Origin of the sequence: Pseudomonas sp. ADAK2 (genome assembly GCF_012935755.1) — a bacterium.
Classification (GTDB): domain Bacteria; phylum Pseudomonadota; class Gammaproteobacteria; order Pseudomonadales; family Pseudomonadaceae; genus Aquipseudomonas.
In genome coordinates this window covers 4,615,388-4,627,216 of the sequence record NZ_CP052862.1, presented here as the reverse complement: position 1 = coordinate 4,627,216, position 11,829 = coordinate 4,615,388, and the positions used below count along the sequence as shown (strand labels likewise).

The 11,829-nt window shown below is 60.6% G+C and carries 12 protein-coding genes; 5 read left to right on the top strand and 7 right to left on the bottom strand.

Annotated features, from left to right (window positions below; translation table 11 throughout):
• Positions 1–3 precede the first annotated feature (3 nt).
• Entirely contained in the window at positions 4–171 is a 168-nt protein-coding gene (locus HKK52_RS21135) for a rubredoxin (protein ID WP_007954349.1), read from the bottom strand.
• Positions 172–371: 200 nt separating this feature from the next.
• Between HKK52_RS21135 and HKK52_RS21130 the strand changes: the two genes are divergently transcribed.
• Both HKK52_RS21130 and ubiA read left to right on the top strand, forming a co-directional pair.
• On the top strand, positions 372–923 hold the full coding sequence (locus HKK52_RS21130) for a chorismate--pyruvate lyase family protein (protein ID WP_169372438.1): 552 nt from the start codon (positions 372–374) through the stop codon (positions 921–923).
• Positions 923–1,813, top strand: coding sequence for a 4-hydroxybenzoate octaprenyltransferase (gene ubiA / locus HKK52_RS21125; protein ID WP_169372437.1), 891 nt, complete (start codon positions 923–925; stop codon positions 1,811–1,813). The genes HKK52_RS21130 and ubiA overlap by 1 nt, the downstream gene beginning before the upstream one ends.
• Positions 1,814–1,972: 159 nt before the next feature.
• Here ubiA and HKK52_RS21120 read toward each other — a convergent pair whose 3' ends face one another.
• Positions 1,973–2,359 (bottom strand): COG4315 family predicted lipoprotein, encoded by a 387-nt coding sequence (locus tag HKK52_RS21120; RefSeq protein ID WP_169372436.1) that lies wholly within the window; start codon positions 2,357–2,359, stop codon positions 1,973–1,975.
• Between the two features lie 152 nt (positions 2,360–2,511).
• On the opposite strand from HKK52_RS21120, the gene phoB reads away from it, so the two are divergent.
• The 3 genes from phoB (at position 2,512) to HKK52_RS21105 (ending at position 6,026) form a co-directional block, all read left to right on the top strand.
• Positions 2,512–3,201: a phosphate regulon transcriptional regulator PhoB gene (gene phoB, locus HKK52_RS21115; protein ID WP_008150066.1), complete on the top strand. Its 690-nt coding sequence runs from the start codon at positions 2,512–2,514 to the stop codon at positions 3,199–3,201.
• 74 nt (positions 3,202–3,275) lie between these two features.
• Entirely contained in the window at positions 3,276–4,562 is a 1,287-nt protein-coding gene (gene phoR / locus HKK52_RS21110; protein WP_237150805.1) for a phosphate regulon sensor histidine kinase PhoR, read from the top strand.
• Positions 4,563–4,685: 123 nt separating this feature from the next.
• Entirely contained in the window at positions 4,686–6,026 is a 1,341-nt protein-coding gene (locus tag HKK52_RS21105) for a hemolysin family protein (protein ID WP_169372434.1), read from the top strand.
• A gap of 179 nt (positions 6,027–6,205) precedes the next feature.
• Here HKK52_RS21105 and HKK52_RS21100 read toward each other — a convergent pair whose 3' ends face one another.
• From HKK52_RS21100 to pstA, 5 genes are all read right to left on the bottom strand, one after another.
• The gene (locus HKK52_RS21100) at positions 6,206–7,102 is read right to left on the bottom strand and encodes a peptidoglycan DD-metalloendopeptidase family protein (RefSeq protein ID WP_169372433.1); all 897 of its coding nucleotides are present in this window, start codon (positions 7,100–7,102) and stop codon (positions 6,206–6,208) included.
• A gap of 170 nt (positions 7,103–7,272) precedes the next feature.
• The gene (locus HKK52_RS21095; protein ID WP_169372432.1) at positions 7,273–8,229 is read right to left on the bottom strand and encodes a response regulator; all 957 of its coding nucleotides are present in this window, start codon (positions 8,227–8,229) and stop codon (positions 7,273–7,275) included.
• A 167-nt stretch (positions 8,230–8,396) separates the two neighbouring features.
• Entirely contained in the window at positions 8,397–9,158 is a 762-nt protein-coding gene (gene phoU, locus HKK52_RS21090; protein WP_008150055.1) for a phosphate signaling complex protein PhoU, read from the bottom strand.
• 69 nt (positions 9,159–9,227) lie between these two features.
• Positions 9,228–10,061, bottom strand: a complete 834-nt coding sequence (pstB, locus tag HKK52_RS21085; protein WP_133835332.1) for a phosphate ABC transporter ATP-binding protein PstB — start codon at positions 10,059–10,061, stop codon at positions 9,228–9,230.
• An 84-nt stretch (positions 10,062–10,145) separates the two neighbouring features.
• Positions 10,146–11,816, bottom strand: a complete 1,671-nt coding sequence (pstA, locus tag HKK52_RS21080; protein WP_169372431.1) for a phosphate ABC transporter permease PstA — start codon at positions 11,814–11,816, stop codon at positions 10,146–10,148.
• Between the last annotated feature and the right edge of the window lie 13 nt (positions 11,817–11,829).

The following is an 11,829-nucleotide window of genomic DNA, read 5'->3' as shown; positions in this document are numbered from 1 at the left end:
GTCTTAGTTGATTTCGATCATTTCGAAATCCATCTTGCCTACGCCGCAGTCCGGGCACAGCCAATCTTCCGGCACGTCCTGCCACAGGGTGCCCGGCGCAATGCCGTCATCCGGCCAGCCGTCGGCTTCGTTATAGATCAGGCCACAGACCACACATTGCCACTTTTTCATTCAGTTACTTCCTCGGGATTCAGGCTTTTGCCGGCGCGAACGGTCGATGGGTAAAGCGCTGCCGTCCGGCTCAGGGCGTTTTGTACTGATCGAACCCGGCAGATGCAAGCCTGTTCGATGCAAGGTCGGGTCGGCTCAATCAAAATCGCCGGCTGACATGGTAAGCTCGCCGCCTCATTTGCTGCCAATAATGACTCACTGTGCCGCACTCAAAACCCCCGTTCTGGCTACCCCAAAGCCGACTCGCACCCCTCCCCGACGCCTCTACCCTCGACTGGCTGTTCGACGAAGGCTCCCTGACCCGACGCCTGATTCGGTTGTCCAATGACCGCTTCAGCGTCACGCCGTTGTTCGAAGGCTGGCAAGCGTTGCGCGCCGACGAATGCGCGGCGCTAAGCCTGGAGGAAGGCAGCGAAGGCTGGGTACGCGAGGTGTATTTGCGCGGCGATGGCCAAGCCTGGGTGTTCGCCCGCAGTGTCGCTGCACGTAGCGCCTTGCAGGGCGATGGGCTGCACATGGATGAATTGGGTAGCCGCTCGCTGGGCGAACTGCTGTTTTGCGATCGAGCGTTCCAGCGCCAGGCCATCGAGGTTTGCCACTATCCTCAAGCTTGGCTGCCGCTCGAGTCCCGGGCGCCCGAGCTGTGGGGCCGCCGCTCGCGTTTCGACCGTGGCGCCCTGAGTGTGCTGGTGGCCGAGATTTTCCTGCCGACCTTGTGGCTCGCCGCTCGCGCCCATCCGGAGAATTGCTGATGTACACCAGCCTGCTCAAGTCCCTGAATCGCTTGAATCCCCGGGCCTGGGATTTCATTCAGCTGACCCGCATGGACAAGCCGATCGGTATTTACCTGCTGCTGTGGCCGACCCTTTGGGCATTGTGGATTGCCGGCAAAGGCTCGCCGTCATTGGTCAACATCGTGATTTTCGTCCTTGGCGTGGTGCTGACCCGCGCCGGCGGTTGCGTGATCAATGACTGGGCGGACCGCAAGGTCGACGGTCACGTGAAACGCACCGAACAGCGGCCATTGGTGAGCGGCAGGATCAGCTCCAAAGAAGCCTTGGTGTTTTTTGCCGTGCTGATGGGCGTGGCCTTTCTGCTGGTGCTGTGCACCAACGCCGCGACCGTCTGGCTATCGTTGGGCGGCCTGGCCCTGGCCTTCAGTTATCCGTTCATGAAGCGCTACACCTACTACCCGCAAGTGGTGCTGGGCGCGGCGTTTTCCTGGGGTATGCCAATGGCGTTCACGGCCGAGACCGGTTCGCTGCCGGCCGAAGCCTGGTTGTTGTGGATTGCCAATCTGCTGTGGACGGTAGGCTACGACACTTATTACGCGATGACCGACCGCGACGACGACTTGAAGATCGGCGTGAAATCCACGGCGATTCTGTTTGGTGATGCGGACCGGGTGATCATTCTGACCTTGCAGGGGTTGGCGCTGGGCTGCCTGTTGCTGGCCGGGTCGAAATTCCAGCTCGGTGGCTGGTTCCACCTCGGGTTGCTGGCGGCGGCCGGGTGTTTTGCCTGGGAGTTCTGGTACACCCGCGGCAAGGACCGGATGCGCTGCTTCAAGGCGTTCTTGCACAACCACTGGGCCGGGTTGGCGATTTTCGTGGGGATTGTGCTGGATTACGCGTTGCGTTGATTTCCACATATTTATGTAGCAGCTGCCAAAGGCTGCGTCCGGCTGCGAAGCAGTCGTAAATGCTGCTCACGCGGTTTACCTGAAACACCGCATGAGTAGATTTTACGACTGCTGCGCAGCCGGACGCAGGCTTCGCCAGCTGCTACAGGTTTGGGTCGCTTACTTCTGCGATTCGTGAACGACGTGCCAGACATCCTTCATGCCGTCACCCTTCATTTCCCCAGGTTTTTCGTCCTTCACAAACGTGTAGAGCGGCTTGCCGTCGTAGGCATATTGCATCTTGCCGTCATCACGCTTGATAACAGTCCATTTGCCTTCGGCCTTGGCACCCGCCGGCGCCATCATCGGCGGCCAGTTCTTGGCGCAATCATCGTTACACATGGACTTGCCGCCACTGTCCTTGTCGAACGTGTAAACGGTCATTCCCTTGTGATCCACCATCATGCCACCCTTCATCATGGCCGGGTCGGCAGCGAAGGCCATTGTCGGCAAAGCCAGAGCAGCGGCCAACATCAGTGCCTTAAGGGAGAACGAATATTGAGTCATGGAAACCTTCTCTTGTGGTTGTCAGGATTCGGAATTAGAGCTTAGCCCAGGATCATGACAATCGCCGGTCGACTAAAATACTGTCACACGACTGCAATAATTCCGTTATCTAATGCGGCGCAAGACAGTTAAATGACAAGAGGAATAAAGGCATGGTTGGCAGGAGCATTCTGATCGTCGACGACGAAGCGCCCATTCGCGAAATGATCGCCGTTGCGTTGGAAATGGCCGGCTATGACTGCCTGGAGGCTGAGAACTCCCAGCAGGCCCATGCCATCATCGTTGACCGCAAGCCGGACCTGATTTTGCTGGACTGGATGCTGCCCGGCACGTCCGGCATCGAGTTGGCCCGGCGCCTCAAGCGCGATGAGCTGACCGGGGATATCCCGATCATCATGCTCACCGCCAAGGGCGAAGAGGACAACAAGATCCAGGGCCTGGAAGTCGGCGCCGACGACTACATCACCAAACCGTTCTCGCCCCGCGAGCTGGTGGCGCGGCTCAAAGCCGTGCTGCGCCGCGCTGGCCCGACCGATGGCGAAACCCCGATCGAAGTCGGCGGCTTGCTGCTGGACCCGATCAGCCACCGCGTGACCATCGACGGCAAACCCGCCGAGATGGGCCCGACCGAATACCGTCTGCTGCAATTCTTCATGACCCACCAGGAACGCGCCTACACCCGTGGCCAGTTGCTGGATCAGGTCTGGGGCGGCAATGTTTATGTCGAAGAACGCACCGTCGACGTGCACATCCGGCGCCTGCGCAAAGCCCTCGGCGATGCCTACGAAAATCTGGTACAAACCGTGCGCGGCACCGGCTACCGGTTTTCCACCAAGGCCTGAGCTGACTGCCCGGCTCGCTGACAAGGACGCAAGTTTCCGTGAACCAAAACTGGCATGGCACCCTGATTCGCCACATGCTGTTGCTGGTCACCGCCTGCCTGGTGATCGGCCTGATTTCCGGCTACTACGGCTGGAGCCTCGCCGCTGGCCTGGGTCTTTACCTGGCCTGGACCCTCAAGCAGCTGTTGCGCCTGCACGAATGGCTGCGCCTGCACAAACCCGATGAAGCGCCGCCAGATGGCTACGGCCTGTGGGGCGAAGTGTTCGACAGCATCTATCACCTGCAACGCCGCGACCAACGGGTACGCGGGCGCCTGCAAGCGGTGATCGACCGGGTCCAGGAGTCCACCGCCGCGCTCAAAGACGCAGTAATCATGCTCGACAGCGACGGCAACCTGGAATGGTGGAACCGTGCCGCCGAAACCCTGCTCGGCCTCAAGACCCCGCAAGACAGCGGCCAACCGGTGACCAACCTGGTGCGTCATCCGCGCTTCAAGGAATACTTCGAGCAGGACAGCTACGCCGAACCGCTGGAAATCCCCTCGCCGATCAATGATCGCTTGCGCATTCAGCTGTACATCACCCGCTACGGCAACAACGAGCATTTGATGCTGGTGCGCGACGTCACGCGCATCCACCAGTTGGAGCAGATGCGCAAAGACTTCATCGCCAACGTCTCCCACGAACTGCGCACGCCGCTGACGGTGATCTGCGGCTACCTGGAAACCTTGCTCGACAACGTCGAGGAAGTGAACCCGCGCTGGACCCGCGCCTTGCAGCAGATGCAACAGCAAGGCGGGCGGATGCAGACCTTGCTTAACGACTTGCTGCTGCTGGCCAAGCTGGAAGCCACCGATTACCCGTCGGATAACCAACCGGTGTCCATCGACGGCCTGCTGAAATCGATCAAAAGCGATGCGCAGCAGCTGTCGGGGCAACGCAATCAGAAGATCACCCTGGACGCCGATCCGACGATTCTGCTCAAGGGCAGCGAAGCGGAATTGCGCAGCGCGTTCTCCAACCTGGTGTTCAACGCGGTGAAATACACCCCGGCCGAAGGCAATATCCGCATTCGCTGGTGGGGTGACGACCAGGGTGCGCATTTGAGCGTGCAGGATTCCGGGATCGGCATCGACAGCAAACACTTGCCGCGCCTGACCGAGCGCTTCTACCGCGTCGATTCCAGCCGCAACTCCAACACGGGCGGCACCGGACTGGGGCTGGCGATCGTCAAACACGTGTTGTTGCGCCACCGAGCGCGGATGGAAATCAGCAGCGTCCCGGGACATGGCAGCACCTTTACCTGCCATTTCGCGCCGGCCCAGGTGACCAAATCCCAGGTTATCAACGCCACCGACTGATACCGGCCGGCACTCGCCCCTAGGCAATCGCCGAGTCAGCCGCTACATTGGCTGACTTGTGCCTGCCCTTCAGGCACCGCATTTCCCCCTTTTTTGAATACACGGAAACCGCAAAACTCCATCATGGACCCATCCCCTGGCTTGACCCTCGCGACACTCTTCGCCGATTTCGGCATGATTCTTTTTGCTCTGATCCTGGTTTTGCTCAACGGATTTTTCGTTGCGGCCGAATTTGCCATGGTCAAACTGCGCTCGACCCGGGTCGAGGCCATCGCTGATAAAAACGGCTGGCGCGGACACATCCTGCGCACCGTGCACAGTCAGCTCGATGCGTACCTCTCGGCGTGTCAGTTAGGTATCACCCTCGCCTCGCTGGGCCTGGGCTGGGTCGGTGAGCCGGCGTTCGCGCACATCCTTGAGCCATTGCTGGAAGCCGTCGGCGTGCAGTCGGCCGAAGTGATCAAAGGCGTGTCGTTCTTCGCTGCGTTCTTCGTCATCTCGTACCTGCACATCGTGGTCGGTGAACTGGCGCCCAAGTCGTGGGCGATCCGCAAACCCGAACTGCTGTCGCTCTGGACTGCCGTGCCGCTGTACCTGTTCTACTGGGCGATGTACCCGGCCATCTACCTGCTCAACGCCAGTGCCAACGCGATCCTGCGGATTGCCGGCCAAGGCGAACCCGGCCCCCATCACGAACACCATTACAGCCGTGAAGAACTGAAACTGATCCTGCACTCCAGCCGTGGCCAGGACCCGAGCGACCAAGGCATGCGTGTGTTGGCCTCGGCAGTGGAAATGGGCGAGCTGGAAGTGGTGGACTGGGCCAACTCCCGGGAAGACCTGGTGACGCTGGAGTTCAACGCGCCCCTCAAGCAAATCCTCGCGCTGTTCCGTCGCCATAAATTCAGCCGTTATCCGGTGTACGACAGTGAGCGCCAGGAGTTCGTCGGCCTGCTGCACATCAAGGATCTGTTGCTGGAACTGGCAGCCCTGGACCACATTCCCGAGTCGTTCAACCTGGCCGAGCTGACCCGTCCGCTGGAACGCATTTCGCGGCACATGCCGCTGTCGCAACTGCTGGAACAGTTCCGCAAGGGCGGCTCGCACTTCGCCGTGGTCGAAGAAGCCGACGGCAACATCATCGGCTACCTGACCATGGAAGACGTGCTGGAAGTGCTGGTCGGCGATATCCAGGACGAACACCGCAAGGCCGAGCGCGGGATCCTCGCGTATCAGCCGGGCAAGTTGTTGGTGCGGGGCGATACGCCGCTGTTCAAGGTCGAACGCCTGCTGGGCATCGACCTGGACCACATCGAGGCCGAAACCCTCGCCGGGCTGGTCTACGAAACCCTGAAACGGGTGCCGGAAGAGGAAGAAGTGCTGGAAGTCGAAGGTTTGCGGATCATCATCAAGAAGATGAAAGGGCCGAAGATTATTTTGGCCAAGGTGTTGATGCTCGATTGACTGCAATACCGGTGGTGAACGGGCTCTTGTGGCGAGGGAGCTTGCTCCCGCTGGGCTGCGAAGCGGCCCCAAACCCTGCAATCGCATTCATTCAGGCACACCGCTTTCGCCGGTTTACGACTGCTGCGCAGCCGAGCGGGAGCAAGCTCCCTCGCCACAATGAATCCCTGTCGACTTAGCTACTGTTTGCCCAACGCAAAATTGGGCAACGCCCCCACCGGTTGATTGAACTGGTACGGAATCGACACCAAGCCCAACCCGGTATTGCGCTGCACCACGAAGTGCAGGTGCGGCCCGCTGCTGTTGCCGGTGTTGCCCGACAGCGCCAGCGCACTGCCGACCGCCACCCGCAGGCCTTCGCGCACGCTCACCGAACCTTGCTTGAGGTGCAGGTAGACGCCCATGGTCCCGTCATCGTGCAACACCCGCACGAAATTGCCGGACGGATCATTGCCGCGGCCGCTCTGGCCATTCTCGGTTTTCACCACCATCCCCGCCCGCGCCGCGATGATCGGCGTGCCTTCGGGCATGGCGATGTCCATGGCAAAACGGTTCTTCGCGCCGAAGTGACTGTATTGGCCGTTGGCGCCCTGACTCAAGCGAAACGGACCACCGCGCCACGGAAAGGGATAACGATAGCTCTGAGCGGCGCCTGAAGGGTCGCCCATGGAGTATTGGAAGCTCGGGGTATACACCAGCGGCTTGCCACTGGTAATCGCCTTGAGCAGCGCCAGGCGCGAGTTGCTGCGCGCCGGCAAGACCCGGCGAATCGGCTGGCTCGGCGCACCCTTCACATTGCTCAACCCGGCAAAGCTCAGCTCCACCTCCACCGGCGCATACAGGTCGTTGCGCACAAACACCACGTCCACGCCTTTCTGCTTCTTGATGTCGAGGTATACCTGCCGCTCCAGGTGCTCGACCATCCGGTCCCGAAAAACGAACACCTGGGAGCCTTTCGTGGGGCGGTCGCTGTAGGAGACCACGCCATTGGCGTCGGTGGACTTGTAAATGGTCATGGCCACAGCCGAGGTGGAGGCCATGAAAAGACCACAGAAAAACAGCAGGCGCGCGAGCATGGGCAAGAGTCTGTCGAGTAAGGCCTGGGAGGAGCCTAGCAGCTGAGATGGACCCGCGTAGTCGGCAGATGTTTCAAATGATCGTCCCCACGCTCCGCGTGGGAACGATCAGATGTGCGGTGAATTTGATGGCCCCTTCGCGGGCAAGTCGGACCGTCAGGCGACGAAGATTACGCGCCCGGTACGAAATGCTTCTGCGCCGTACCACGGGCGATCAGGCGGGAGATGTAGTCGAGCTTCTGCGCATCCTTGTCCACAAACCGGAAGGTCAGTTGCAGCCATTCGCTGTCGGGCTTTTGCTCGTGGGCGACGATGGCGTGCAGGTAGCCGTTGAGGCGCGCGGTTTCAGCGTTGTCGCCCTGCTCCAGGTCGAGCACGGCGCTTTCGAGCACTTGCGGCAGGATGTCGGTGCGTTTGACCACCAACAGCGCTTCCTTGAGGCTCAAGGCCTTGATCACGCATTGCTGGGTGCCACTCGACAGGCGCAATTGGCCCTGACCACGACCACCGGTCGGTGCCGCCGAAGCAGCGCCAGGCGCCTTGACCGGCGGGCTGTTGAGCAAACCACGGGACGGCGCAGCGGCCGGCGCTGGCGCGGCAACAGCGACAGGCTTGGCGAACGGGTTGACAGGGGCGGCCGCTGGCGCGACCACGGCAGCCTTGCCACCGGTCAGTGCGCTCAGGGAATCGTTGCCGAATGCCGAGTTCATTTTGGTCGGGGCGCTGTTCATCAAGGTGTCGAGCTTGCCGACCTTGTTCAACGCCTGCTTGACCTTGGTCAGCAGTTGCTCGTTGGTGAACGGCTTGCTGACGTAACCGGAAACGCCGGCCTGAATCGCCTGGACCACGTTCTCTTTGTCGCCACGGCTGGTCACCATCACGAACGGCATGGTCTTGAGGTTGTCCTGCTCGCGGCACCAGGTCAGCAGTTCGAGGCCGGACATTTCCGGCATTTCCCAGTCACACAGAACCAGGTCGAACGCTTCGCGCGCCAGAATCGCCTGAGCCTTCTTGCCGTTGACCGCGTCTTCGATCCGGATACCCGGGAAGTAGTTGCGCAGGCACTTCTTCACCAGGTCACGAATGAACGACGCATCGTCCACGACCAACACACTGACCTTACTCATCCACAACCCCTTAAAAAAATCCCGGCAAGCATACCGCTTGGCTGATGGCACATTGCCTTAATTCTTCAGTCACGCCGGGACTTTTCGTTCGCGGGTGCTGCTTTCACATTCAAAAACCACAAACAAAAACGCCCGGCCAAAAGGCCGGGCGCTTTTCTCAGGCAATCTTACTTATCGTCAGCTTTGCCCGGAACATTAGCGGTTTCGCCACTTGTGCCTTCAACTTCTTCCTTCATGCGCTTGAGGCCAAGGTGCCGCACATCGGTGCCGCGCACCAGGTAAATCACCAGTTCGGAGATGTTGCGCGCGTGATCGCCGATGCGCTCCAGGGAACGCAGCACCCAAATGATGCTCAAGACCCGCGAGATAGAGCGCGGGTCTTCCATCATGTAGGTGGCCAGCTCACGCAGGGCGGTCTTGTATTCGCGGTCGATGATCTTGTCGTACTGCGCCACCGACAATGCCAGGTCGGCGTCGAAACGGGCAAACGCGTCCAGCGCATCGCGCACCATGTTGCGCACCTGGTCGCCGATGTGGCGCACCTCGACATAACCGCGCGGCGCTTCGCCTTCCTCGCACAACTGGATGGCACGGCGGGCGATCTTGGTCGCTTCGTCGCCGATGCGCTCCAGGTCGATCACCGATTTGGAGATGCTGATGATCAAACGCAAGTCGGACGCCGCCGGCTGACGGCGGGCGAGAATGCGCAGGCATTCTTCGTCGATGTTGCGTTCCATCTGGTTGATCTGGTCGTCGATCTCGCGCACTTGCTGGGCCAGGCCGGAATCGGCCTCGATCAGCGCGGTCACCGCGTCGTTGACCTGCTTTTCCACCAGCCCGCCCATGGCCAGGAGGTGGCTGCGCACTTCCTCGAGCTCGGCGTTGAACTGCGCGGAGATGTGATGGGTAAGGCCTTCTTTACTAATCATGTTGGCGTCCTTGGAGCGTCCGGTAAGGTGCGGTGGACCGCAGCGTCAGTTCAGTGAAACCACAGCTTCCTAGCCGTAGCGACCGGTGATGTAGTCTTCGGTCTGCTTCTTCGCCGGATTGGTGAACAGGGTGTCGGTGTCGCCGAATTCCACCAGTTTGCCCATGTACATGAACGCCGTGTAGTCGGAAACCCGCGCGGCCTGTTGCATGTTGTGGGTCACGATGACGATGGTGAATTTCGATTTCAGTTCGTAGATCAGTTCTTCGACTTTCAGCGTGGAGATCGGGTCGAGTGCCGAGCAAGGTTCGTCGAGCAGCAGCACTTCCGGCTCCACGGCGATGGTGCGGGCGATCACCAGACGTTGCTGCTGACCACCGGACAGGCCGAGTGCCGATTCATGCAGACGGTCTTTGACTTCGTCCCACAGCGCCGCGCCTTTCAGTGCCCACTCGACGGCTTCGTCGAGGATGCGCTTCTTGTTGATGCCTTGGATGCGCAGGCCGTAAACCACGTTTTCATAGATGGTTTTCGGGAACGGGTTCGGCTTCTGGAACACCATGCCCACGCGGCGACGCAGCTCGGCCACGTCTTCGCCTTTGCGGTAGATGTTGTTGCCGTAGAGGTTGATCGCGCCTTCTACGCGGCAGCCGTCCACCAGGTCGTTCATGCGGTTGAAGGTGCGCAGCAGCGTGGACTTGCCGCAGCCGGACGGGCCGATGAAGGCGGTCACGCGCTGTTTCGGGATGTTCATGCTGACGTCGTACAGCGCTTGTTTGTCGCCGTAGAACAGGCTCAGGCCCGGCACTTCGATGGCCACGGTTTCCTGCGCAAGGCTCAGGCTCTGTTTGTCGCGGCCCAGGGCAGACATGTTGATGCCGTGGGTATGTGTTTCGTGCTGCATGGGAGGCTCCCTGTGCTAACAAATTCGGTTCAGTGGGCTGCTGGCATTAAGGCCAGCAACCCATTCAATTTTTTGCGGCAGCTATCAGCTATCCAGCGCTTTGTATTTTTCGCGCAGGTGGTTGCGGATGTAGACGGCCGACAGGTTCAACGTCGCGATCACCAGCACCAGCAGCAGCGCCGTGGCGTACACCAGCGGTCGGGCGGCTTCTACGTTCGGGCTCTGGAAGCCGACGTCATAAATATGGAAGCCCAGGTGCATGATCTTCTGGTCCAGGTGCAAGTACGGGTAGTTGCCGTCCACCGGCAGCGACGGCGCCAGTTTCACCACACCCACCAGCATCAGCGGCGCCACTTCACCAGCGGCGCGGGCCACGGCGAGGATCATGCCGGTCATCATCGCCGGGCTGGCCATCGGCAGCACGATCTTCCACAAGGTTTCAGCCTTGGTCGCGCCGAGGGCCAGCGAGCCCTCACGCACGGTACGAGGAATCCGCGCCAGGCCTTCTTCAGTGGCCACGATCACCACCGGCACCGCCAGCAACGCCAGGGTCAACGAAGCCCAGAGCAGGCCCGGCGTGCCGAAGGTCGGCGCCGGCAGTGCTTCGGGGAAGAACAGCCGGTCGACCGAACCGCCGAGTACGTAGACGAAGAAGCCCAGGCCAAACACGCCGTAAACGATCGCCGGAACGCCCGCCAGGTTGTTCACGGCGATGCGGATAATCCGCGTCAACGCGTTCTGCTTGGCGTATTCACGCAGGTACACCGCCGCCAGCACGCCGAACGGGGTCACGATCATCGCCATGATCAGGGTCATCATCACCGTGCCGAAAATGGCCGGGAAGATCCCGCCTTCGGTGTTCGCTTCACGCGGGTCGTCGCTGAGGAATTCCCAGACCTTGCTGAAGTAGAAACCGACCTTGGTGAAATAACCCATGGCGTTCGGCTGGTAGGCATGAACCACTTTGCCGATGCCGATTTCGAGTTCTTTGCCGTTGGCGTCACGAGCGGTGAGGCTGTCACGGTTGAACTGGGCATGCAGATCGCTGAGGCGCGCTTCGATGTCCTGATAACGGGCGTTCAGTTCTGCCTTTTCTGCGTCCATGTCGGCTTGCGCGGTAGCGTCCAGTTTGCCGGCCAGTTCCAGCTTGCGACCGTGCAGACGGATGCGTTCCAGACCGGCGTTGATCGCGCCGATATCGGATTTTTCCAGGGTCTTGAGCTGTGCCGCGAGCTTGTTGACGCGGTCGACACGAGCCTGCAATTCCGGCCACGCCGCCTCGCCCTCGGCGATCACCTTGCCGTCCTGTTTGACGTTGACCAGATAACCGTAGAAGTTGCCCCACTCGCGACGCTCGATGGTCATCAACTCTGGCGGGGTCTTCTGGTTAGTCAGCCACTCACCGACGATCCAGGTGAAGTCGTTGCCGTTCAAATCACGGTTGCCGACCTTGATCAGCTCGCGGGTCATGAACTCCGGGCCCTGATCGGGCACCGGCAGGCCCGCGCTTTTCAGGCGTTCGCGGGGCACTTCTTCTTTCTGCACCACTTCGCCGATCACCAGGTGATTGGCCTGGCCCGGTACGTCGTAGCTGGCGTGGACCAGGTCCGCAGGCCAGAAGTGACCGAGGCCGCGCACGGCAATCACCGCCAGCAAGCCAATGGTCATGATGACCGCGATGGACACCGCGCCACCGCTGATCCAGACGCCGGGGGCGCCGCTCTTGAACCATCCTTTCAGGGAGTTCTGTTTCACAGACTTCTACCTT

What these genes read in the sequence shown, in the direction of transcription:
- HKK52_RS21135 (WP_007954349.1), bottom strand. Translation starts at nt 171, where the DNA reads ATGAAAAAGTGGCAATGTGTGGTCTGTGGCCTGATCTATAACGAAGCC.
- ubiA (WP_169372437.1), top strand. Translation starts at nt 923, where the DNA reads ATGTACACCAGCCTGCTCAAGTCCCTGAATCGCTTGAATCCCCGGGCC.
- HKK52_RS21120 (WP_169372436.1), bottom strand. Translation starts at nt 2,359, where the DNA reads ATGACTCAATATTCGTTCTCCCTTAAGGCACTGATGTTGGCCGCTGCT.
- phoB (WP_008150066.1), top strand. Translation starts at nt 2,512, where the DNA reads ATGGTTGGCAGGAGCATTCTGATCGTCGACGACGAAGCGCCCATTCGC.
- phoR (WP_237150805.1), top strand. Translation starts at nt 3,276, where the DNA reads ATGCTGTTGCTGGTCACCGCCTGCCTGGTGATCGGCCTGATTTCCGGC.
- HKK52_RS21105 (WP_169372434.1), top strand. Translation starts at nt 4,686, where the DNA reads ATGGACCCATCCCCTGGCTTGACCCTCGCGACACTCTTCGCCGATTTC.
- HKK52_RS21100 (WP_169372433.1), bottom strand. Translation starts at nt 7,102, where the DNA reads ATGCTCGCGCGCCTGCTGTTTTTCTGTGGTCTTTTCATGGCCTCCACC.
- HKK52_RS21095 (WP_169372432.1), bottom strand. Translation starts at nt 8,229, where the DNA reads ATGAGTAAGGTCAGTGTGTTGGTCGTGGACGATGCGTCGTTCATTCGT.
- phoU (WP_008150055.1), bottom strand. Translation starts at nt 9,158, where the DNA reads ATGATTAGTAAAGAAGGCCTTACCCATCACATCTCCGCGCAGTTCAAC.
- pstB (WP_133835332.1), bottom strand. Translation starts at nt 10,061, where the DNA reads ATGCAGCACGAAACACATACCCACGGCATCAACATGTCTGCCCTGGGC.